23 protein-coding genes are annotated in these 24,128 nt (G+C 37.9%); 14 read left to right on the forward strand and 9 right to left on the reverse strand.

Features of this window, described 5'->3' with window-relative positions:
• Window positions 1-89 precede the first annotated feature (89 nt).
• The 8 genes from IQ247_RS10740 to IQ247_RS10775 form a co-directional block, all read right to left on the reverse strand.
• On the reverse strand, window positions 90-4,769 hold the full coding sequence (locus IQ247_RS10740) for an nSTAND1 domain-containing NTPase (RefSeq protein ID WP_193919738.1): 4,680 nt from the start codon (window positions 4,767-4,769) through the stop codon (window positions 90-92).
• A gap of 106 nt (window positions 4,770-4,875) precedes the next feature.
• Window positions 4,876-5,304 (reverse strand): hypothetical protein, encoded by a 429-nt coding sequence (locus IQ247_RS10745; protein WP_193919739.1) that lies wholly within the window; start codon window positions 5,302-5,304, stop codon window positions 4,876-4,878.
• A 217-nt stretch (window positions 5,305-5,521) separates the two neighbouring features.
• A complete protein-coding gene (locus IQ247_RS10750) occupies window positions 5,522-8,563 on the reverse strand; it encodes a serine protease (protein WP_193919741.1) in 3,042 nt (1,013 codons plus the stop codon).
• 43 nt (window positions 8,564-8,606) lie between these two features.
• Complete coding sequence (locus IQ247_RS10755; protein WP_193919742.1) at window positions 8,607-9,539, reverse strand: DUF1822 family protein; 933 nt, start codon at window positions 9,537-9,539, stop codon at window positions 8,607-8,609.
• 37 nt (window positions 9,540-9,576) lie between these two features.
• Window positions 9,577-10,254 carry a sigma-70 RNA polymerase sigma factor region 4 domain-containing protein gene (locus IQ247_RS10760; RefSeq protein WP_193919744.1) on the reverse strand — a complete coding sequence of 226 codons (678 nt, stop codon included), beginning with the start codon at window positions 10,252-10,254 and terminating at the stop codon, window positions 9,577-9,579.
• A gap of 485 nt (window positions 10,255-10,739) precedes the next feature.
• Window positions 10,740-11,690 (reverse strand): helix-turn-helix domain-containing protein, encoded by a 951-nt coding sequence (locus tag IQ247_RS32500; protein WP_228059641.1) that lies wholly within the window; start codon window positions 11,688-11,690, stop codon window positions 10,740-10,742.
• The gene (locus IQ247_RS32505) at window positions 11,690-12,415 is read right to left on the reverse strand and encodes a Rha family transcriptional regulator (protein ID WP_228059642.1); all 726 of its coding nucleotides are present in this window, start codon (window positions 12,413-12,415) and stop codon (window positions 11,690-11,692) included. Before IQ247_RS32505 ends, IQ247_RS32500 begins: the two co-directional genes overlap by 1 nt.
• A gap of 289 nt (window positions 12,416-12,704) precedes the next feature.
• Window positions 12,705-12,962 carry a hypothetical protein gene (locus IQ247_RS10775; RefSeq protein ID WP_193919746.1) on the reverse strand — a complete coding sequence of 86 codons (258 nt, stop codon included), beginning with the start codon at window positions 12,960-12,962 and terminating at the stop codon, window positions 12,705-12,707.
• 199 nt (window positions 12,963-13,161) lie between these two features.
• Here IQ247_RS10775 and IQ247_RS10780 point away from each other — a divergent pair, with 199 nt between their 5' ends.
• From IQ247_RS10780 to IQ247_RS10805, 6 genes are all read left to right on the forward strand, one after another.
• Window positions 13,162-13,926 (forward strand): hypothetical protein, encoded by a 765-nt coding sequence (locus IQ247_RS10780; RefSeq protein WP_228059643.1) that lies wholly within the window; start codon window positions 13,162-13,164, stop codon window positions 13,924-13,926.
• Between the two features lie 105 nt (window positions 13,927-14,031).
• The gene (locus IQ247_RS33105; RefSeq protein ID WP_193919748.1) at window positions 14,032-14,319 is read left to right on the forward strand and encodes an AAA family ATPase; all 288 of its coding nucleotides are present in this window, start codon (window positions 14,032-14,034) and stop codon (window positions 14,317-14,319) included.
• Window positions 14,309-15,043 carry an AAA family ATPase gene (locus tag IQ247_RS10790; RefSeq protein ID WP_193919750.1) on the forward strand — a complete coding sequence of 245 codons (735 nt, stop codon included), beginning with the start codon at window positions 14,309-14,311 and terminating at the stop codon, window positions 15,041-15,043. Before IQ247_RS33105 ends, IQ247_RS10790 begins: the two co-directional genes overlap by 11 nt.
• 78 nt (window positions 15,044-15,121) lie before the next feature.
• Window positions 15,122-15,496: a hypothetical protein gene (locus IQ247_RS10795; RefSeq protein WP_193919752.1), complete on the forward strand. Its 375-nt coding sequence runs from the start codon at window positions 15,122-15,124 to the stop codon at window positions 15,494-15,496.
• 196 nt (window positions 15,497-15,692) lie between these two features.
• Window positions 15,693-16,085: a hypothetical protein gene (locus IQ247_RS10800; RefSeq protein ID WP_193919754.1), complete on the forward strand. Its 393-nt coding sequence runs from the start codon at window positions 15,693-15,695 to the stop codon at window positions 16,083-16,085.
• A complete protein-coding gene (locus IQ247_RS10805) occupies window positions 16,051-16,680 on the forward strand; it encodes a hypothetical protein (protein ID WP_228059644.1) in 630 nt (209 codons plus the stop codon). The genes IQ247_RS10800 and IQ247_RS10805 overlap by 35 nt, the downstream gene beginning before the upstream one ends.
• Here IQ247_RS10805 and IQ247_RS10810 read toward each other — a convergent pair.
• Entirely contained in the window at window positions 16,649-16,885 is a 237-nt protein-coding gene (locus tag IQ247_RS10810; RefSeq protein WP_193919756.1) for a hypothetical protein, read from the reverse strand. The two genes, IQ247_RS10805 and IQ247_RS10810, sit on opposite strands and share 32 nt — an antisense overlap.
• 92 nt (window positions 16,886-16,977) lie before the next feature.
• On the opposite strand from IQ247_RS10810, the gene IQ247_RS10815 reads away from it, so the two are divergent.
• From IQ247_RS10815 to IQ247_RS10850, 8 genes are all read left to right on the forward strand, one after another.
• On the forward strand, window positions 16,978-17,940 hold the full coding sequence (locus IQ247_RS10815; protein WP_193919758.1) for a hypothetical protein: 963 nt from the start codon (window positions 16,978-16,980) through the stop codon (window positions 17,938-17,940).
• On the forward strand, window positions 17,930-19,312 hold the full coding sequence (locus tag IQ247_RS10820; RefSeq protein WP_193919760.1) for a hypothetical protein: 1,383 nt from the start codon (window positions 17,930-17,932) through the stop codon (window positions 19,310-19,312). The genes IQ247_RS10815 and IQ247_RS10820 overlap by 11 nt, the downstream gene beginning before the upstream one ends.
• Before the next feature lie 62 nt (window positions 19,313-19,374).
• Window positions 19,375-20,043 (forward strand): hypothetical protein, encoded by a 669-nt coding sequence (locus IQ247_RS10825; RefSeq protein ID WP_193919762.1) that lies wholly within the window; start codon window positions 19,375-19,377, stop codon window positions 20,041-20,043.
• Between the two features lie 3 nt (window positions 20,044-20,046).
• The gene (locus tag IQ247_RS10830) at window positions 20,047-20,340 is read left to right on the forward strand and encodes a hypothetical protein (RefSeq protein WP_193919764.1); all 294 of its coding nucleotides are present in this window, start codon (window positions 20,047-20,049) and stop codon (window positions 20,338-20,340) included.
• On the forward strand, window positions 20,313-21,176 hold the full coding sequence (locus IQ247_RS10835; RefSeq protein WP_193919766.1) for a hypothetical protein: 864 nt from the start codon (window positions 20,313-20,315) through the stop codon (window positions 21,174-21,176). Before IQ247_RS10830 ends, IQ247_RS10835 begins: the two co-directional genes overlap by 28 nt.
• 135 nt (window positions 21,177-21,311) lie before the next feature.
• On the forward strand, window positions 21,312-21,608 hold the full coding sequence (locus tag IQ247_RS10840) for a general secretion pathway protein GspF (RefSeq protein WP_193919798.1): 297 nt from the start codon (window positions 21,312-21,314) through the stop codon (window positions 21,606-21,608).
• Window positions 21,609-21,655: 47 nt separating this feature from the next.
• On the forward strand, window positions 21,656-22,426 hold the full coding sequence (locus tag IQ247_RS10845) for a hypothetical protein (RefSeq protein WP_193919768.1): 771 nt from the start codon (window positions 21,656-21,658) through the stop codon (window positions 22,424-22,426).
• Window positions 22,427-22,525: 99 nt separating this feature from the next.
• Complete coding sequence (locus tag IQ247_RS10850; RefSeq protein ID WP_193919770.1) at window positions 22,526-23,794, forward strand: DNA cytosine methyltransferase; 1,269 nt, start codon at window positions 22,526-22,528, stop codon at window positions 23,792-23,794.
• The last annotated feature ends 334 nt before the right edge of the window (window positions 23,795-24,128 follow it).

Below are 24,128 nucleotides of genomic sequence, written 5' to 3' on the forward strand. Positions count from 1 at the left end.
TTGCATATTATCTTAAGTTCGTAGTAAGGACTTTAGTCCTTATTTTAAGTTTTGAGGACTGAAGTCCTCACTACAAACAAAAAATGAATTTAACGAGACATATTCTCACAAATCCTTCTCTCATCCTCATTAAGAGTAGAATTATTAGCCAAATAATCATGCAACCAATTACAACTAAGCTGTTGTAAATTATCAATATCCAAACTCCACAAAATTATATTCTTTTTCATATCCACTGAAGTAAACATCTTTCCATCAGGACTAAAACTTACATCTTTTATGGAACTTTCTCCCGCTTGCAAACTATTAATTAACTTCCCATCCAAACCCCAGAAATTGATATTACTTCCACTTGCTGAAATTAGCATTTGACTATCTGGGCTAAAACCAACGCTGTAAACATTATTGCTATGGGGTATATTTATTAATAACTTCCCAGACATATCCCAAAGCTTCACTGTTTGATCATTACCAGCAGTCGCTATCATTTTGCCATCTGGACTTAAACTAACAGATGCAATATTTTCAGTATGTCCTGATAATGTTGATAATAATTTACCATTCAGATTCCAGATTTTAACTGTATTATCAACAGCAGCTATTACAGTTTTCCCATCTGGACTAAAGTTAATACTGGTCATAAATTGATTGTCAACTTGCCAATTATGCAACACATTACCTGACAAATCCCACAATTTTACATCAATTTCCCCAATACTAACTAGAATTTTACCATCTGGACTAAAACTAATATCCCTGATAGGCTCAAAAACACCGCTGCTATTATTATCCTCATGTCCCTGCCAACTTTTGAGTAATTTACCTTCTAAATTCCAAAGTTTAATTTGATTGTCCTTACCGATAGAAACAATCACTTTCCCATCTGGACTAAAATGCACCTTAATAATTTCTGTTTCATGTGCTTTAAAACTTCTAATTAAACTACCATCTTTTTGTCCCAAAGTAATTACACCTTGTTTATTTCCCGTCGCGATAATTTTGCTGTCGGGGCTGACACTAACACTGTTCCCCTCAAAACTTGGTAAAATGCCATCAAAACGCCACAGTTTAACAGCTTTATCAGCACTTGCAGTGGCTAAAGTTTGTCCATCTGGACTAAAACTGACTTCCGATGCTTTACCCCCATGTCCTTTAAAAGTATAAATTTTTTGTTTTGATTCACCTTGAGTACTCCAAACTATGACTGTATCATCAGCACCAGCAGAAGCTAATAATTTACCATCCCCACTAAAGCGCACATCTAAAACTTCATTTGTATGACCTTTAAGCTCATATAATTGACCTAAATTATTTAAACTAATGGTGTTATCTTTACTTCCAGAAGCTAATGATTTCCCATCTGGGCTAAATACAACACTCAGAACCTCATCTTCATGACTTTTGAGAGTTTTTAATACTTTTCCATCTAGGTTCCAAAGTTTAACTGTCTTGTCAGCAGAAGCAGTGGCGAAAGTTTTACCATCTGGACTAAAATTCAAACTCCATATTTTGGCATTATGTGCCTGAATTTCTTGCTGATTTTTTTGAAGTTTTTCACCCTTTAATGTTTGCAGTTTAACTTGACCATTTTGATATCCAGTAGCAAGAATCTGGTTATTAGGGCTTAACGCAAATGACCTTATTATTTTAGTATCAGTTTCAGTATCTGTAACGGTTAACAAAGGAGATTTTTCAAATAAATTACTTTGAGAATTATATCTCCAGAAAGTAATAGTATTATCAAAGCTGGCAGCAATGAGAAACTTACCATCACTACTAAAAGTAACGCTAAAAACTCCTTGTTTATGTCCTGTTAATGTTTGTACAAACTTTCCATCTCGCTGCCAAATTTTAATTTTACCATCTTGGCTGGCTGAGGCTAAAAGCTGACCATTTGGACTGTGCTTAACGCTAGTAACTGTACCTTTATGTCCTTCTAGTCCTTCTAGCTTATTATATTCTCGGATTTGATTCAAACTTTCCAGTAGAGAAGTTAGTAAACCTATTTTAGTTTTAGTGTCTAAAGTATCTAATTTATCTAGAGATTGACTATTTTTTAGTATCGAAGTTAATCCTTCAATATCATTCCCTGATTTGATGAGAACTTTAGCCGAAATACTCAAAGTTTTTAGTTCATTAATTTGTGCTTGTTCGCGTTGATATTCTGCTTGTCGCCATTGAAATAAAGCTATTCCAGCTAATAGTAAAGCTGTGACTAAACCACCAGTTAACCAGATAAAAGTACGCTTACGTGCAGCACTTTTTACTTCTTCCTCTTTCTCCTGTAACTCCAAACTTAAATTAATAAAACCTTGTTCATCATCGCTAATTTGATGACTACGCTTTAATAACCAATCTTCCGCATCAATTAAAGGCTTTCCCCTTAACAATCCTCCAATATCATTATCGCTATTTTCCCACTGTTTAATTATTACCCGTAATTGTTCTTGCCAACGGCGAAAATCTCCATCAATTCTCATCCATTGCCCAAACCTGCGCCAGTTTTTAATTAGCGCTTCGTGGATAATTTCCACAGTCTCAATTCCCGTAATTTGATTAAAATTTGTCACTACTAATCGCGCATCCGCTAACCGAGTGACTAAATCCCAATTTTCGTCTTTTACTTCCCCACGAATCGCCAAACGACGAATATCTGTACTTGCTTCTCCTGGTTGTACTAACTGAATAAATATTTTTTGTACCCTATCTTTATCTGTTGTATTTAATTGAGCATAAATTTCTTCCGCATGGTTTGCTAATGCAGTTTCCACACCACCAATTTCTGTATATGCTTGATGAGTTAGATATCCCTGATATTGTTTTTGCCACAACTGAGTTAAAGTAAATTCCAGCAGAGGTAAATGATTAGGAGATTGCAAAACTGCATCAACTAAACGTTGAGTTAAACCCTCTTCTAACTGCACATTATAAATTGCCGCAGGTTGTGTTATTACTGCTTCTAATTCTTGAGCATTCATCGCACCCAAATTTATATGAACATCTTGCAATGCATCCGCTAATCGACGGTAGGATAAAGCCTCTCCATAAAAGTCTGCTCGTAAAGTTAAAATCAAAGTAAAATTGGGAGCCTTATCAACTGCATTCAAGAGATTATCTAAAAATGTTTGCCTTTCTTCAGTATAATGATAAAGGGTATAAAGTTCTTCAAATTGATCAGCAATTAGAACTAGATGTGTTTTGGGTGCATCTTTAATAATTTTTTCAATAGTATTAAATAATGCTAAATTACTCGCTTTTAAATCTATTTCTAATTCTAATTCCGTTAACTTTTGTTGATGACAATCTTCAAGCCCAACTTCCCTATCTTCTGTTTCTATAAGAGAATTGGATAAATTGAAAACCTCTGTTTCTGTGGTTAAATCGTTTCCCGAAGGATTAACCTTAGCTAATATTGAACTAAAAGCAATAGCTAAAGACTCAAATGGATTATTCCCCGGACGAAAAGAAACAATTTGCCAATCCCTATTTCTATCTTGCTTTAATTGCGGAATCAACCCTGCAAAAACAACCGAAGATTTACCACTACCAGAAGCACCAACAACCGCAATCAGTGGTTTTTGCTTCACCGCATTAACTAACTGATATGTGACAGCTTCCCGTCCAAAAAAGTAGGGTGCATCCTCCTCCTGGAAAGCAGCTAAACCGCGATAGGGACAATTCGCAATTGCTCCCAAACTCTGCCAAGTTGGAGGTGTTTCTAACAGATTTTGCACAATCACAGGTAGCCAACTAGCGCAGGGATAATCTTTCTCGAACCCCTGTAATTTTTTGCGAGCAATATTTACCGATTGATAGAGAGATTTTCCCCCAGTAAACTCTTGAAAAAGGTATTTTAAAAACTGGTTTGCTACCTTATCCGGGACAGGTTCCCGCATCACAATTACTTGCGGAATATACAAATTTTCTAACTCGCTGGCAATTCCTAAACCATCGCAAGAATTAAAAAAAGCTAACTGTAAACCCTGCCTAACTGCCGTTTTTAATCCTTCCCGCAAATCCTGCATTGTTAAACTATCGCTGCGGTTGAGAAATATCCTTCCTTGACTTTCTTCAGTTCGACTATGCCCAGAAAAAAAGAGAATATCCCAACCTTTTTCATCCCAAAGATATTCATTTAATTCTGACGGTGAAGGTTCAACTAAAACAACTAGCTCTGCATTTTTACAGTATTGCTTTAACAGTTTCTCATCATTAGCAACATTAATACCATCACTATTGCCCAAAATAATCAAAATTCTCACATGAGGGCGATATTTTTTGGTAAAACGTTGAGCAGTATTACAACTAAATCCTATCTCTGCATAGGGATAATGCTCAAATAAATCCCATAGATGCCAAGGAAGCTTCCGTAATTGATTATCAGTAGTGCGAATAATAAACCGCACCTCATCATCAGGAGATAAATGAATCAAACATTGCTCCTTAATCAAACGAAACGAGTCAGCTTGCAACCAACTAAGAAAATTCTGCTTGATAGTATCAGCTAATTGCTCGCATTCATCTTTAAGAGATTTAAACCGAACATTAGAAATTTGCTCTTGTTTCGGTTTAATCCGGTGTCCATCCAAACTGCGATAACTTCTGCACCAGCGCTGATATATCTCAGGTAGGGTAGGGATAGGAGGTAATCTTAATTGGTTATCACTCAGTTCAACAAAAGGAGGCAAACCATCCTTACCTATTTCCAAACTAACACGAACCCCCTCACCCAACTGACCATCCAGCTTGAGGACAACCAACTTTTTCATCGTCGTCACCACTCCTATCCGGAAAAATACTTACAATTAGATTTCTGCTTATTTAGTAGTATTTTACGTAAATCAGCGCATTTGTTACATAAATTTACTAAAAATTCTATTCCATATAAACAGCTATTTCTCCCCCATCATCTGATTCACCAATACATCCCATACCAGTAGCATTAAAACCACAATACATAGACACATTCCATTGTGCAATAATTGAACTTCCTTTTTGCAGAGCTATTTGCCTGACTCGAAAATCTTCCTCATTGGCGATATTACCAAGTTGGTAAGGAGAAAGCATGAGGATTATACAAGCATCATCGCTGCATAATTTAATATTGGCACTAGCATCATCAAAAGCTCCCATGACTGCGTAATCGCAGGTATATTTTTCAGCTTCAATCACGACACCGCAAGTTGAAGGATAAAGGGTTTGATGATTAGTAAAATTAACGGTATTTTTTGCTAGTGAAGGGCTTGCGTTAAGGGTTAATAAACCAATGGAAGTTAACACAGATGCAGTGATTTTTTTCAACATAATTCTTCCCTTTGTTAAATCTTTATTCGAGGTGATGCAACCTTTTTGATTGCTTCTATTCCTATTACTGTTGCGAGTAAGTGATTTTACGCAGGAGAGGAAGAGAATTCTAAAAGTTGATTATTTATGAATAAAGGAAAATATATGGAAGTGTTTTGAGAAACGATTCAGGTAGTAGTCAGTGAAATAATGCTTCTACCTGAGTTAGTTATCATGATTATTGTAATGATTTTAATAAATTCATTGCTTGCTCATAAGCAGCACTATTACCTTGAGCATAGAAAAGTTGCGCTGCTCTTTGCAAATCTGGAATAGCTTTTTGTTTTTCACCTGTCAGCGCGTAAACCATTCCTCTACCGAAATAACCACCGGGATATTCTGGGCTAGCGACTTGAAGAATTTTATTAAAATCAGCTAGGGCTAAATTCCATTTTTTCTGCTCAGCGTAAAAAAGGCCCCGATTGTAGTAAGCTTCAGCAAATTGAGGATTAATAGCAATGGCTTTGTTGTAATCAGCAAGTGCTAATTCCCATTGCTTCTGCTCAGAGTAAAGATTACCCCGATTGTTGTAAGCTTTAGCATACTGAGGATTAATCTCAATGGCTTTTGTGTAATCAGCAAGTGCTAATTTCCATTTCTTCTGCTCTTTGTAAAGAACACCGCGACTGATGTAAGCTTCAGCATACTGAGGATTAATCTCAATAGCTTTGTCGAAATTGGCGAATGCTAATTCCCATTGCTTCTGATCTTTGTAAAGAATACCTCGATTGTTGTAAACTTGAGCATACTTAGGATTAATCTCAATAGCTTTGTCGAAATTGGCGAGTGCTAATTCCCATTGCTTTTGCTCATAGTAAAGATTCCCCCGATTGATGTAAGCTTGAGCATACTGAGGATTAATCTCAATGGTTTTGTTGAAATTGTCGAGTGCTAATTCCCATTGCTTCTGCTCATAGTAAAGATTTCCCCGATTGTAATAAGCTTGAGCATACTGAGGATTAATCTCAATGGCTTTGTTGAAATTGTCGAGTGCTAATTCCCATTGCTTTTGCTCATAGTAAAGATTTCCCCGATTGATGTAAGCATCAGCATACTGAGGATTAATCTCAATAGCTTTGTTGAAATTGGCAAGTGTTAATTCCCATTTCTTCTGCTCTTTGTAAATCAGACCTCGATTGTTGTAAAATGCGGTGCGGGGATTGAGGTCAATTGCTTTATTTATTGCTGCTTCTGCTTCTGCATATCGTTTTAAATTCTTTAATAGTTCCTGTTTTTCATTGTACAAATTTGGGTTTTTCGGCTGGAGTTGAATTGCTTTTTCTATTGCTACTAATCCCTTTTCTGGCTGCTGGAATTCACGATAAGCTGTACTTAATAATTGCCAAGCAGCTACAAAGTCTGGTTTGAGTTTGGTTGCTGACTTTAATGCTTCTATTGCTTCTGGAACTTCTCCACTCGATCCCAAAGCTAAACCCTTGCCATAATAAGCTAAGTAAACAAATGCTGGTTTCAGATCGATTGCTTCATCAAATGCTGTGACTGCTTCTTGATAACGAGCCAAACGCCACAGCTGATTTCCTCTTTCTATCCATTGGCTGGCTGTTGCATTTCCTTTGGAAACATCAGTTGTTAATATCGCTGCTTGAATAGACTTTCTTTGTTCGGCTTTTAATTGCGGTGCAGCCTTGGTTTCTAATTTTTGCGCTTGTACTCCCAATCTGGTTGCTAGTCCTAAAAAGGTAGTGGTTGGAATACCTAGACTATAACCTAGTTGAACTTTTCCATCACTAGTACCCCTATCTCCGGTTTTCTCATCAAAAGCTTGTTCTCCCTCTGCACGTCCATGAATCCCTATCACTCGTCCTAGAGAATCTAATACAGGACCCCCACTCATGCCACCATAAGTGATGCTGCTATAAACTAATTCATATCCTCCGGTTAAGGAACTTGCTGTTTGTAATTGGCTAGAACTATCAGTTTGAAAATCTGATTGGTTAGACTGTAGTAATCCACGTTCTTTTTCAAAAATCTGCCCCATTGTCAACCGCCAAGGTGAATTATTCCCTAATTTAGGATAGCCAGCAGTTAACATATATTCAAAATTATTGGGGTTATAGTTTGCTAGGGTCGCTAGTTGGTAATTTTGATTCGGTGCAATAAATTTAACCACCCCTAAATCTACGCCCTCTTCTGTTTTAATTGTGCTTTTATCTACCGGATATTGTTTACCATCTGGCGCTAGTATTTGATAGTTATAGTTTCCACATGGCTTGGTAGCATTTTCTCTTTCACAAACAACGTGCGCTGCTGTTAATACTGTATAAGTATCCCCATTTTTAGCGATAATTACCCCTGAACCATTGCCCGTACTACTACTATCAATTCTGACGGTGATTTGTTTGGCTTTTTGTTCCAATTCCCCCAACCATCCAGTTAACTGCGTTGTGGGTATGGTAGGCTGTGATTTTGGTAAAGGTAAACTATAAGCAGTCAAAATTTCCCCATTTACTTGAGCTAAAAAAGTAGAAGCAGGAATACCCCAACTCAACTTCCGCATTTCCTGAATTTCTGCCTCACTCGGACGGGAACCATTTTGATAAACATAACCACTATTTAAAATCGGATAAGCACCCCTACCATTAACCCCAACAATCATTCCCAAACTGTTAATAATTGGTCCACCACTCATTCCCTGCTCAATATCGCTGCTATAACCAATTTGATAACCTTCCTTTAAACTTTGTCCAAGAACTTGTTTAACTTGCCCCGTCCGAAATACTATTTCACCCTTCTCCCCAGAAAATCCAGCCGCTAAAACTGGCATATCTTTATCGGGAACTTCTCCTACCTCAACTACGCAATAATTAGAACTACTTTGAAATTTCAACAGAGCCAAATCTGATTTTTCAAAATTTGTTTGTTTCACAATTTCTGCTGGATAAGTTTTCCCATCACCAGTTTTTAAATTGATAGAATTCACACCTCTGACAACATGAGCATTAGTAAGAACTAAATAGGAATTACCTTGTTTAGCAAGTAAAGTTCCCGAACCACCATTATTATCCCCAGTAACTTTAACTGTGATTTTACTCGCAAGACTTTGTAACTGCTTTTCTGACAACTCATCACTTTCTGCTTCCAATTGACAATAGGAACTTTCAGAAGCATTTTGAGAAGAAGGATTAGAAGCAATTTCTACAGCGAATGTTGGATAAGGTAAAAGTAGTAAAGTAGAAACAAGGGCGATAAATTTGTTCATTGTCAGTTATCAATAGGTTTGTATTCAATCTGGAATTATTAAATTACACTTCAAAATCTTTAGTCAACATCGAATCACCAAAAGTAATGGTTATCTTGAACTTTTCTCGCAACTCAGCACTAAATTCCCTTTGAATCCAATTATCCTCATCTCTTGATGTAGCTTCCAAAACAGTTTCTCCTGATTCATCACTAATAATTAACTTCACCCCTTCTGGTAAAGTAATTTCTCCCATCGGATGAACTTGAATTAAAATATCAACTTCTTCGCTATGAGGTTCTGAGGTAATTTTAACCACCAAAGCAAGGGAAAGTTTATCGATTTGCATCCCCAAATCAATTGCTTGTCCCCGCGTCACACTCATCTCTTTTTTAAAAGCCAATCCCAATTGTTGAGGCTTTAAAAGTTGATCAATATTTTCCCAACCACTATCAACTAATCCCTCTAACCATTGTCCTACTTTCACAATACTTGATAATTTTTCTTCCTGCTGAGATTCAACTACTTCCAATTCACTCAAATAAAGCAAAAAATCTGACAAAGATTGCAACTTATTTAGAGGAACTTCAGCCACAGCATGACGTGTAAAACCTAAAATATTTGCTGACTTTAAAGCAGGGTTTAATTGCACAGCCACATAACCAACTCTATCTTCCCAAACCTCTGGTGGAATTTGTAAAATACCAGCATCTGCTAAAACAGGACGACATTCTAATTTGCCAATACTTTTGACTGTCAAATCAGCCACATCCATGATTCTCATGGCTACATTATCACGGCTATAACTGTGTTCCCAATCAGTTTCAAACCCCATACAACGTAGATAATTATCTACTGCATACACAGCCAAAGTATTAAGATAAACCTGTTCAGCTTTTGCTTGATTAGAAATACCTTGACGGTATTTTTGAGCAAGAGAATGAGCTTCAAAAGACAAAGGAACAGTGAAAGTAAGGGTATTCGTTATACTATTCATAAAATCTCCTGGATTTGACCACTAGGTTAACAATCCTCTATATATATTTCTTAATATAAGCAACTATTTTACGCACCCGACGCTGATAAAAACTAGAAACTGTCGTCATAGGAATACCTAGTTCTTCAGATATTTCCTTCCATTTCTTTCCTGCTAATAATAATAGTAAAATTGCTTTTAAACTAGCTTGGGGATGCCCCTGAATTATTTCATTCGTCAAATAATTTTCTGTATCAACTTCTATTATTTGCTTCAGCTGTTCTTCATCAGATATATTATCCTCAATAATTAATTCTTCTTGAAGATTATCTAAAGATAAAACAGCAGACATTTCTTGATTTTTAGGAACCTGAGTCAGTCCTTTTTTCTTTTCCTTTATAACTACATCCTCAAATCGCCACTTAAAAATTTGATTTACCCATGCCATCACAGGATATTGTGGATTATATTGGTTAATTTTTTCACAAATTTCTATCAAAGTTTTCTGTAAAGCCTCATTATAATAATCTTGATAATTAGGTAATCCCAACCACTTAGCTTGCTTACTCAATCGTCCAGAAAACTGAATAGCATTAACCAGTCGATTTAAAGCTATCCGTCGTTTGGCTCTGATGATTGGACTATCATCAGTAGCCGAAAATTGCTTTACCTCCTCCACAAGCTGCTGTAATTGCAGGTTGAGAGCGCTATCTCTCTCGTGAAAATCGTTGCTCATTAGTACTTCTGGTTACGCATGAGAGAATCTCTACTCTGGTATCTTCCCGCACTTGAGACTTTTACGCAAAAGCTGCTAATCTTTACAAAAGTTTACATTTTGCAAATATTGCTTACCTGTTACCGATTAGCTCATTTTTTCGGTAATTAGAAAAAAATCTACTCAGGAGTAAGGAACGTCGATTTAATAAAGTGTAAAAATGGTGATATAGGATAGTAGATTAAAGCCGTTTGTACCTAGTAAGAGCGATAGCACTGCGTGCCGCCGCAAGACGGCATATCAAAAAAGCTTGAAAATCCCTCTGGTAAAGAGTGAGCTTTTTTTGTTTGGGGGAACTTCAATTTAATTTGAGTGCGATCGCCTATGAAAATGGAAACAAAGATTATTTTAGTAAAGCCGAAGGTAATATTCATTGTCTACGACGGACTACTCCTAGGCTGTTAACATCAAAATATTTGCTTGATCTCAACTTTCTTATAGGTTGGCTAATCCTTCTTCGGACATCGCTGCATCATCTCCTTGATTTCCACAGCCTCCCCATCTGGTGTATAAACCATTCCTTGAGACATCGCAATTACTATTCTTTCTCTTCTAGCCCATTCAAACCAAACACTTACATCATCCGTAACGGTATTTTTCGGCTTCTCCCCATTTTTGCAAGTAGCTATAAACAAACCCGTAGGATTATCGCACCACCCTTCATGAATTGCCTCTTTAACTCGGGCGATCGCACTATTCACATTATCCCAATACTTCTTAATTACTCCCAAGCAAGGGTCTGGATTGATTCGTAATCGCTTCAACTCAGCACAAACTTCTTTTATCTCTGGCTTCACAGGCTTTTCTGAAGTTGTAATGACTTTGACTTGCGATGGGGGAAATTTATCAGCACCCGAGTCTGTGTTTTGATTCGAGTCACTTTCTTCCAATTTCTCATCGTAGCGAGGTATTTGGGTTTCTTCTTCTGGTTCATCAACTTTATCTTCCTCAGCAGCAGTGTTATTGTTTTCAGAAAACTTTAAGTAAGTTTTAGATGTTGGCGGATTATTCGCACATTCACCTGAAATATTTAGCGGGTTTGTGTCAATTATTTCGCATCGATTAAACTCTATGGTTTCTGAAATATTTTGCAGATTTAATCTATATTCCGATGCGGTATCTTTAGGGAAACGATGAGATGGTTTATCTTCTACAAGTCCATCAAATATCAACTCCTTCATGTGTTTGCTGATTGTTTCTCGACAGTAGCCCAAAATATCAGCCAGATTTTCAAAAGTAATTCTGATCCAAGAGTTGCCGTAATAGTGCTTTCCATCAAGCCACGACAGTATTGCAGCCTTGCACTTCTGACGGCGGTTGAATGTGGCAAGAAACTCTTTGAGGATGTTGATTGGGGGATTAATTTCTCCCAATGTTGCGGAAGTAAAACTAGTCACTAGACATCTCCTTCTTCCCTTAATAGCTTTAAAGCTTCAAGCCGCAAGGCTTCGAGTCTCTGTTTTTCTTCAGGTGATACCTCGACCACAGCAGTTTTTAATTCGTCTTTCTGCTTCTGTTTGAATTGCTCTGTGAGTTCTTGTAAAGGCACCTTGCTACGGTAATCAGGTCTAAAACCACGGTGACGATGCAGAAAACGGAAGTGACGTTTATCTTGTGGAGGCAGTTTGTTCCATAGTTCGGCATCCCATCCTGGTGGAATATAGTTTACTTTTGAAGCTGGGAGTAAATTTTGTATCTGGGATTGAAGTTGAGCGTTAATAGAGCTTAATGAGTTTATTGCACTCAGCGCTTTTTCCAAATTACTTTCTATCTCCACAATTCTCAAATCTAATTCTATACCTTGAATTACCTTTGCTTTATCAAACGCTTTAACCAGTTGGCGTTTACATCTTCTGACTGGATCGGTGTTTCGACTGTAGGTCATTAACAACGTTGCTTGCTGTTCGTTTAAAAGAGCATATTTTAGATAATTACTTGCCCCAACTGAATTTGTGACAGTCTCCGTTTCAAACGCGACCTGTCCCCAATCTTCTTCTATCTCATCAATATACTTATTTAAAGTTGCCAAAAAATTTTTATGTTTGATTCCTAGTTCTTGAGCAATCAACCGAGAGTCAACAACCAATACTCCATCGTACTTAGTCACATCGAGCTTAGACATATATTCTCCTATCTTGAGACATAGCAAGATTGTGGCAAATGAGCTTATGCCATCTCAAAAAACTTTTTGTTGACGTTAAATCTGCCACGGGGTTCTTATCCTCGTTGCAGAATTTATACGCTTGATATTTATTCTTTTGCTATAAACTTGATTGTAACGCAAAGCAATGCAATGCGTTACTAATAGGATAATAAAATTTAACCCGCCTTGTCGTTTGACGGAGGCGGGCTTTCTTTCATGATTTGTAAAACACGGTCACGTTGTTGCCTGAGAGATTGATTCTCTTCTCTCAGGCTGCTGATTTTTTTGCCATTTCTTGCTGCTGCCTCTCTAATAGCTCAAGCCGTTGTCCTTGCCGAGAAAGTAGTTCATAGACTTTATCAAGGTCTGGTTTTTCCGACTTTGTATTTTCTTGCCGCTTAACAAAATCCGCCACTATTTCGTTAAGGAGCTGTGATGGTCTTACACCTTTACTTTTGGCAATATTTTCTATTTCTTCTTTGATTTCGCTACTAGTGCGAAAGTTTATTTGCGTATCAAGCTTCATATTCCTCTATGTCTTGCGTTGCAATGCTTTTACTGAATTATAATTCCTCATTTTACAAAAAGTAATTTTGCGACACAGCTATTGCTTTTGCGACGCATATGAATTACATTATTTCTATGATAGAAAACAAAAGGCGATCGCCTCGTCTGCCAAACTAGTGCGATTCGCCTTTCTTCCCCCTTTAGAGGAGAATATTATTATGGCGTACACAGCTAGGTCATTGCAAGCATTTCCCATTTCAAAGTTAAATTGCTCGGATGATGAAGCTATCACGAAACAAGCTGCTTCACAAGCAGAACTCAAGAGTTTTTTAGAAGAACAACACAAGGGTGTAAGGTCGGAGATTTTTAAAACAGTTGAGATATCATTTTACGACCATGAAATCCACGTTGACGACAAATTAATCGCTAACATTACCCATGACCATAGCGATTTTGTAACGCAACGCTGGGTAGTAGTAATAAATGACGTAGAAATTCACCGAGCAAACACTTGGATGAAGTGCTACGACTACATCATCTGGCATTACAAAAAAGGAACATTACCGAAACAACAGCAAGAAGTAGAGCCAGTTAATACTGATAACGAACAGATGGCGCAGATTGCTACTGAATGCAAAAAGTTTGGATTTGACTTGCACGACTCAGGTATTTACTACAACTCGGTGAAGCTAGGCGAAGTTGGTTGCACTGACGGTAAATGGTGGGTAGTAAGAGCATCATCTCAACATCAGCTGCAAGTGCCGTGTAATTCCATATCTGACGCAGTATGGTCTTTGTGGATGGTAGAAGTTTCTCCAATAGAAGCCACACAAATTACATCTACCCCGGATACAAACAACGGAAATTGCGAAGAATTATTAGATAAACCCTTCGACGAATTGATTAGCGAAGAATGGGAACGATTGAGAAAGTACAAACCGCTTCATAAAAGTAAGGCTTTGTTCTCTGTACTAAAACAATAAAGAACAGGGAATCACATAAACGGTGAAACAATCGCCTCTGTGGGTTCTGTAGGACGAGTTTCCATTTTTTGAAATCAACAATTAAGCTTTTGAAGCGTAATAACAATGTTCAAGAAAGCAACAAAATCGAACTTAAAAATAAGGCTTGCTTTAAGCGGAGCATCCGGTTCTGGAAAGACATACTCAGCACTATCCATCGCTTCTAATCTTGGTAATCGCATTGCTTTAATTGACACAGAAAGAGGTAGTGCAAGTAAGTACGCCGATTTATTTAATTTTGATACCTGCGAACTTACAAATCACCACCCAGCAAAATACATAGAAGCAATTCGCCAAGCTGAAGAGATGGGATATGACATCATAATTATCGACTTGTTAACTCATGCGTGGTGAACGTGAACTAGAGTTAGCAGGTGGTAGATTCGACGGATGGGCAAAAGTCCGCCCCTTAGAGCGTAAATTAATTGATGCCATGATTGGGTCAAAATGTCACATCATAGCGACAATGCGAAGCAAAACCGAGTGGCTGATAGAGGAGAATCAAAAGAACGCTAAATCTTCTTATAGTCCTAAAAAAGTAGGCACATCACCAATACAAGCAAGCGGCGTAGAATATGAATTTGATGTCGCCGGAGAGCTAGACTATACCCACATTTTGGCCATTAGTAAAAGTCGCTGTCCTGCTGTTACCGATAAAACTTTTCTTAATCCTGGCAAAGAATTGGCTTTGGAATTAAAGTCCTGGTTAGCGACAGTTGAAGAATCACCACCACAGATAACAGAACCAGTAATAATTGCAGACACTCAAGACTTGCGAGTAAAACAAATTCGTACCCTACTTGATTATCCAGTTGAATTAATCAAGAAGTGGCTGCGATCGCACGATATTGACCGTCCCAGTCAGCTTGATAGCAGCAAGGTTGATGAATTGGTAAAGACTATGTGTCTTGCTTGGGCTTCACCTCTGTCTGCTCATCCTAAGTACACTGCTGATTCTTATGATAAGAACGTAGTCAGAGCCGTGGTTAACGGTGAATCTGAAATTATAGCGATACAGAATTGGATGAATGCTGTCTGTGAATCAAACCGTAAAAAGAAAGAATTAAAAGCTGTGTAAAGTTTGTCTATCCGTGGGAGTTTCGTTAAGAAACTCCCTATCCTTTATGAGATTTAACAACCTGCCTTTCCTTGTTCTATGAAACCCAATCAAACTCTTAATATTCCGCGTTGGTTAGCAAAATTTATCTTAAATGAAACAAAAAGCCAACCAAATAACCAACAGATATTTTTGGCAATATTAGAACCAATGTCACCTCATGAATGGTGTAGAATATGGATTCCCGTAATTCACCCAGATGTAGAAGCACCATACCCTGGAGAACGCAGTCCAACGGGTTATATGAAAGCTTCTATTATGACCTTATGTAAGTTAACTGGTTACAGCGAGAGTACGGTGGAAGGATGGTTTTATGGTAAATCTTATCATCATACGCTGGGAATATTACTACGCTGTTTACACATATTATTCCAGTTTCAAAGGGCTATAAAAATTTCAGATAACACTTTATAATTCCAATCAAAAAAATCTAATTGGGGTTATTTTTTTAGCATCTAAATTACCCGAAATTTACAGGGATATTCCTTCTAATAAAGTAGCTTACGTTTTAATAGTAAGTATCATAAATGTAGCGCAACTGCAATTCAACTAAACTTGAATTAAAGTTGCACGTCACTAGTAGTTGAAAACGAATTGGGATGAAGAAGGCATGAAAAATATTCAGCGACTTTATACCCAGAGTTCATTAGCGAAACGGTGTAAAGTTAGCCTTCAAACAGTTAAGAACTGGTGCTTGTGGGCTGGACTTACACCACCGAAAAAAGCAACTTACTTTAGTTGTGATGAGTTAGAAGCCTTAGCTGATTTTTATGTTGCCTACAAATTTCTGCGCGTACAGCAAAACGCTTACATCGGTTGTGTTCTGGGTATGGGTGGCTTGAAAAAGTATATTGCCTCAGTACGCCGTATGAGTTTGCGTCAATTTGTTACGGAATTCTTAACAGCAGAAGAAAAAGCTCACTTTTTAGTGCAGATTTTAGTTGATAAATTAGAGGAGGAAATTGAAGATGATCAATTTAACTTTGGTGGCTCAGCAGCTTGAGATTCCATTAGAGCAACTCAAATCAATCTGCCAGGTATTAAAAATTGAAATTATCAAAAACGCAGTTACACCAAACGATAAACAGAAAATTCAAGAGTTTATTGGAGCGTGTAAAAATCAAGAAATAACCATAGAGCAAGGATTATTAGAGCTACAACAGCTACAGCGAGAAGCCCAAACTCAACAAAAAGCTTTAGGTGAAAGGTTTAACTTAGATGAATTTTTCAAGCAACGTATCGGTAGTTCACCAAAAGAATTAAATTCAGGGAGCTATCACTATGACCTTTATCAGCTGCTTTTGAAATCCCAATCGATATCTCAGGTTGGTTACGCATTGTTTAGAGAAGCTTTTTTACGCCAAACCCAAGATTTAATTATGAATGGAACAGAAGAATCATCCATAAATCAAAATCAAACAGTTGCTGGTTTTGATAAAGCTTTTGACACTATCGAAACTCAATTTGAGCAAAATTTTTTGGGGACATCGGTGAATTGGGGGGAGGAGGAACATCCGAGATTAGCGGCATCTCAAAAAGCAGCCCTACCTTCAACACAGGAAACGATTACATCAACATCCCCGTCGTCGAAGAAGTAATTGAAGCTGCACCTAAATTAGTAACCGCAACCGTACAAGCAATCGCGCCGACAATCAATAAAGCTGTAGTTAATGAGCGTCGAATTATTACCGATTTTATGACTGAAGGGGGATTTCTTGCAACGACTGCGGCAATAACTACAACTTGTACCGTTGCAACAATTACTGTATGTGTTACCTCTCCACCAAAACCAGTTTTCTTCAAAATTATGCTTGGTGGGATTGGCGGGACTATTTTGGGAGGACTTATTGCAGCACTTATCTTAAGGCATTATAGAAAGGAGGTTTTGAGCAACCATGCAAATTCAAGATCAACAATCGAATCATCAAAACAATCAACTTAGTAAAGAAGATTTTGATGACGTTTGGGTGCCAAATCCTCATGGACAAGTAGCTCAAAGTGCTGCAACATCCGGACTAATCAATATTATTAAGTCAGGAAGTTTAGATTCTTTACTAACTAATCCCTGGTTGATGTCAATTTTTGTTGCAACAGTAATTTTGGTTGTTATTAATGCGATCGCAACAACTCTTTCTGGTCAACGTTCTACAGAAATTTCCCCATCCCAAGAAGCTTATTCCGAACTTTTGCAAAAGTCTCAAAATTTAGATGCAGCTGATAGCAACTTTCGGGAATATTTGACTCGCAATGATTATAGCTCAGGCTTAGTAAGTAATCCTGGTTTATTACAAGCTGTGGTGTTGGAAGCGAGCGCAAGATATAGTAATCGCATGATTGCCAGCCAAAACAATCCCCAAAATCCGGCTTACAACCAACACGAGGAAGTAATTAATCACGGTTCTGAAATTGAAGCACTAAAACGGATTAATCTTGGAGCATCAGGAAAAGAAGCAGAACTTAAATACGTTGACCCTAGCACGGGTTCTTGGGTAACTATTCCGATTGACTCAGCGGAATTAGCTGCCAGTGGTTTGGTTAAGCTCAATATTATCTCTAATAGCAGGAGGGAAACAACACAGCGGTTCAATTTGGTTACAATTGCCCAAAATACGCGACTTCGCTTAGAAGAAGTAAAAGCCGCTATGTTAGAAGCTTTGCGTGTAAAGGGATTAAGTCCGGTTGCATCCGAGCTTGAGAAGACTGATTGGTTTGGGAATAAAGCAAGTTCGGAGGATGCACAGATATCTGATTATCAGCAAGATAAACCAGAAACAACCCCCACTACTCGATCAATTGAGCAAGAGCCATTAGAAGATAAACCCTCACCAAAACTGAAAGGGGGTAAAAATGCCCAGTAAATTAGTATTTGCACCTATACCTCTGCTATTAGGAAGTTGGATGTTTGCTAGCAGTTTTAGCAGTAACACAATTCAACAATCAGCAACACCATATTCTACTCAACAGCAAACGGTAGAAATAGAAATGCCAGAACCAGCAAAGTCATTTCTACGATTTGGTGGTGCTGTCATTGCAGTATTGGGGACATCAAGTTTAGTGTTTTGGGAATTAGCTGATAAAAAGCAGAGTACCAAACAGAGACTTTTATTAGCTGCGGGTCAAAACGTTGTCCCGAATGCAGTTCAATTAGTTAATAATGCTCAAGCAATGCCGCCATTACAAAACAATCAAGAACCACCGGCAAGTACCCAAATATCCAACCAAATCCAACAGCAGAGTGTTTGTGCAAAAGCTAAAAAATTCCCACTACAGGAAGTTGCAAATTTCTACCAAACAAGTGATATTGATGCTTCAATATCTAATGATTATAATGCTGCAAATGGATTGAACCCGCATAGTAGCTCAGAAGAGAAATATGCCGAAGTTAAATCATTAATTTACGAAAACACGGTGGGGATTGTTGGTAAGGAAAAAGGCAGCGGTAAAACCTCAAAACTAGGTTATTTAATTGCCGAACATATCAAACTTGGTCATTTGGTTTGGATGGTTAATCCTTTTGCCAAAGGTCAACAGTGGAAAGGTATTAAGGTTTTTGGACGCGGTTACAACTTTGTCGAAGCAACTAATGCTATACGAGAATTTACTCGCATTGCTTTTTGGAGAATCGCAGAAGCTGGCGATGAGACGAAGGAGTACGAACCATTTGAAGATTATCACCTGCATTTATCGCTTGACGAAATGTCGAATTATTCGAGCGAAATCGATGCTATTGACTCTACCGTAATGCCTAAATTCTGGGAAGCAGTAGTGCAATTTTTACGGCAGGCTAATATGTCCGTTTCCTTTGCCAGTCACGGGGATACTCAGGCTATGTTAGGTGGTGCAAAAGCTCTCGCTGGTAAATCGCAAACTATTAAGGATGCCATAGTGTGGCTCTATGCTCAAGCTATTACTGACACTAAGGTAGAAGGTAATAAACGATGTGCTGGTTGGGCTTATTTGATTCGCCCAGATGGGGGAGAAAGAGAAAGAACAAGAATAGAAATTCCGGCTTGGATGCAAGGCGCACCCGCAACTCGACTTGACGGAAAAGATAAATACAACTACGTCCAACTAGTTCAAAAATACTGTCCTCAGTATTTATATCTTCCGGTGAGTGCGAAAAAACCTTTGGCAGAAGAAGGTTCATCTATACCAACGGATACCGAACAGTTTCGCCAAAAACTAATTGAGCAGGAAGATGTTTGGGGTTGCGATGGAGATAAAACATGAACCGTTAACGAGAGAGCTAATAATACAATTGCGATACTTTAATTGATTAATTAGGAGTAACAATGACTAGAAAACAAGTGTACCGAAGAGATTTACCACAATTGGCTTCAAGCCATCAATTAGATACCAACGTGGTAGATACACATTATGAAGAATTTGATGACAACTATGACGACCGATATTCTCGTAACAATCAGTGGCATAATCGCGCCTATAATGCCGGACGCTACGCTAGGGGTGCTTACAATTGGGGTCAAAAATGCAGCCGTGGCGTAACCCCAGCAATGGAAAATGGAGCAGGTGCTGCAATTGGGACTTTGGGTACTGTTGCCAATCATACCAACCCTTTTAAACCTTGGCGTTCATTTGCCTTTTGGAGCATGAGTATCGGTACTTTAGTTGTTGGCTCCTGGGTTACTCAATTCTTTTTAGGAGGACTAATTGCAACTCGCAATCCTCGACAATTACCGCAAAATACATCAACAGCAGTCCGATTCGGTCATGGCGTTGTTAATGCTGGTAAGCCTGTCGCTAACGGTGTTTGGAATGGATTTGGTCAAGTTGCTACAGGTGCGGGAGATAGTTTAGATAAGGCTGTACGACTACAAACTGTTGAATCTAATAATTGGCAGCAATCACCTGTCGATGTTAAACAGCAAAAACAGACAACTATCTTACCTTTGACTACTTGGACTGGGGATGGTGGATATCAATCTGTAGGGAGCAAGTAGAACATGAGTTGGGTGAGGATTCCTACGTCAAGTTTTCTAATTACCAGTACTGTGTTTATTGTGTTTGCCCTTGATATGGCTCGTCCTGGATATGCTTCGTTTGCTTTAATTCCAAATGTCCGACCTTACATTGCAACGCTTACTACTGATATTCGTTCGGATATAAAAAATTTGACTCGCTTTGAACCCTTACTCCCAAAGAATATTCAGAAATTAGATGAATCATCAAATTGCCGAACACTATTAGATGCTTACAACAAGAATGCTTTATGTCATTTCGAGCGTCCGAATTATTAAAACACCTCCCAGTAGAAATTCAATACCAAGAAATTAAGGCATCTGAGGAAGCATGTCGTAAATTTAGATTATCTCAGGTAAGAGGGCGTATTTGCTGTTTTGGATTGTCTTTAGTAATGGCGATCGCTATAATTCATCCCGGAATTAACCAGTGGGTCGAAAGTAAACTTCAGCTAAATCGCATTATTGGTATTAGTTTTTCGACAAACCTAAATCAACCGAAAGAAGCGGATAAAATAGCTGTTGCACTTTTAGATTACGCACGCAAACAAAAATGGGAAATCCGAACTGGGGAACGCCGTTACAACGTGTTTTACGTCCAAGGTATGTTTCCATCAGGTGTTAGGAATAACAATGCACCCAACAAATTCAATGATTCCCGGTTTTTAGTTGAAGTAAACCCTACTCCTCGATTAGTTGGAGCTTGGGAAGCATCTATTGAACCGGGTAATTATTATACAGAAAAACCTATGAATGCCTCGGGTGCAGCGCAAATAAAAGTACCGGGACAGTATAAAGCTTGGCGCATTGGAAAACACAAAGGTCGTGAGATTGCATTAGTTCAAGTTGCACCAGTCAATATAATCCGGGATTTCAATCGCAATAGCAAAGTTGATAAAGGAGATAAAAAGGAATATTCAATAATTGGAGCAAATCAACATAGCGGAAGCGACCAAAAGTTTGTTGATAATGCGAGTGCTGGATGCCCGGTAGGACGTACATCGAAAGGGCATCAAGAGTTTATGAATTATTTACAACAAGACATAGATTATCAAGCGGATAACAATTTCATATTTTCAACAACTTTTATCCAAGCAAAAAACTTAATTTTTTAACTTTTAATAGGAGAAAAACTATCCATGAAAACAAAAAAATATCTTTCTTCAAGCGATTATTATTCGTACATTAAATCCGATGCTTGGAGAAGTAAGCATTACCACTGGCTAAAACAATCTGGCAATAGATGTTCGATGTTTCCTTGGATAAGAATAGGAAAATATGCCCGTAATAAATACGGTAAATACAACATACATCATACAGGGGTTGGCTATCGGCATTTAGGACATGAGGAATTAGGTAAAGATGTACTCCCACTTTGCCTCTTTGCTCACTGGCTAATTCACGGTGGAAAGATGAAAGCGAAAGCACCTTGGCGACCAAATATTCTTCAAAAAACTTTGCATTTATGGTGTAGTTTTCCACTAATTGTAAAACAGCTATTCCTGTTTCTTAGTACTTTGCTACTACTATTATGTTTATTTACATGAATAGTTATTTGCGAGTATATAAAAGCATTCGTAATTACAATGAAACAATGAAACATTCACTTCAATTAGGATACAAATGGGATTTACTCAATATCCTATTACTATTGTTAATTACAAGCTTTGCACTAAGTAAACCAGCAATTAAGTTTGTTTCTGATGGCGTAGAAAATATCTCAGAAATTAACAATTCATATACTAGGAAGTTAAACGATTTATTTGCTAATAATTATTCTATAGGTGTATTAGCAATTTGTGCAGCTGAAGGAAACTGTACAATCGATGGAAAGAAGACTTCATTATACTACTATCATCTTGACCCCGGAAATAGAATCGGTAATCGGGGGTGGTGTAGCGACCAAGGTAGAGGTGGCACAAATTTAGAAAATGCAGATGCTTTATGTTTAAAAAGAACCAAAAGCCGTATTCCTAGATTAGCAAACAAACTTCAAATCGCTGGTATAAATCCCGAACAAAATATCGAAGCATTTATCAATAATTTAGACCAGTGGAATCAGGCATCCCCTCGCGTATCTGATGCTTTTCCTAAAAGATACGCTGACGCTTTGAAGAAAGGGTTAAAGAGTAAAGAAGCTATTTTATGGGCAAGAGTTGAGGCTTTTCGTAAAAGTAATGGAGAACTTGAAGCAGGTAATTCGCGAGTCGGTTTATTTTCAATTTGTGCTAATTCTCAAAATACTTACTACACTGCAAAATTACAACAATATTCAATGTGGTCGGAACGATGGAGATGGAATTGTATTGCTTTAGATCAACGGCGAAGATTAGAAGCTATTAATCAAGTTTTGATGAGAAATTAGAATAGTTTGAATAAATAAAAATAACTAATGATATTAACATGGCTACGAATTTATTCTATAATATATGTATAAGAACTAAATCTATCTTTTTTCATTAAAATGTTATCAAAAAGCAAGAAGTTGGTAGTAAGTTTATTTTGTGGAGTTGGCGGTTTGGACTTGGGTTTTCAGTCTGCTGGGTTTGAAGTCGCAGTTGCCATAGATAATAATCCCAAAGTATTAGAACTATATCGCATTAATTTCCCTAATACATTAATTTTATGTCGAGATATTGGCGATATTTCAGCCGTAGAAATTAGAGAAATTATTCAAAATAAATATCCAGATTGGGATGGAGAAATTGCCCTCATTATTGGTGGTCCTCCCTGTCAAGGGTTTTCTGTTGCTGGTAAACAAGATGTTAATGATGCTCGCAGTCAGTTAGTAATCAAATTTATCAATTTAGTGGTAGAACTAAATCCATTAATGTTCGTGATGGAAAATGTTCCTGCCATCGAGTCGAAAAAGTTTGAGAGCATTACAGGTAATGCGATCGCCCTCATTGAAGAACACTACATTCTATCGAAATGGTTGCTCACAGCATCACATTACGGTGTACCCCAAAAACGACAACGAGCAATTTGGGTGGGGTCGAAGTTTGGCGAGATTGATGCACCGTACCAAAGCAATAGAAGGTTCAGTGTGGGGGATGCAATTTCTGATCTTAGCCATATCCCAATCAATCCTCAAACAGACACCTGGGAGTGGAATTCTCAATGGAGAGAAAAGGGAGAATATGCCCAATACCTAGAGAAAATTTTCCCTAATTCATCTAGCTCACAAAAAGATATTATCACTGGTTGTAAAGCAACTGTGCATACGGTAGCCACCCAACAAAAATATGCCGATACCAAACCTGGGAAGAAAGAACCGACGACTTGGGCTTATCGACTTTCCAAAAACGGTTTCTCTCCTACCCTACGTGCTGGAAGTGGAAACAGAACTTCCTCTCGTCCAATTCACTACGAACAAGCGAGAGTTATAACAGTTCGCGAAGCAGCGAGGTTACATAGTTTTCCAGACTGGTTCGATTTCGGGACGAGTAAGCTTGCGGCACATAAAGCTATAGGTAATAGCGTTCCACCATTGCTGGCTTATGCAATAGCGCAAACGTTGAGTGTTGAGTTAGAGCAAAAATTGCCATGTAGAAAATCTGCTCTCAAGACACTTTCAGCAAGCTCGTTTTTCGGATTAACTCATGCGCCAAATTTTGCTTACACAAAGACTGTGAGCTTTTTAATACCTTCCGTTCGAGTTGAGGAAGCGATCAAAAAATGTTCGGGTACAAAATATTTGCTACGGGAAATTATTTTTGTTGATGATTCATAGGACCACCCCGCCAGACGTTAACTTTTATTTTCTATAATTTTTTAGGCTTATTGGTTTTAAAATAATTTAACAACCAGTAAAGTTGTGTTGCTCAAAACTGTTTTGAGACTAATTATAAAACGACGCATCATACTTACTCCAAAATTTACAAGGAAGCTAAATACTCCAACCTTTCTTGCCAATTTTCATCATGTCGCAGGGTTAGAACGGTATAGCTGGTACTATATCTCTATCTCGTTCAATTGTGTCTCGCTTTCTTTGTTCGGAATTATCGTGAACTGAACCGTCGCAGAAAACAGCAATTTCTGCCAAATGACAAATAAAATCTGGTTTA

Source organism: Plectonema cf. radiosum LEGE 06105 (assembly GCF_015207665.1).
Lineage (GTDB): Bacteria > Cyanobacteriota > Cyanobacteriia > Cyanobacteriales > Nostocaceae > Rivularia > Rivularia radiosa_A.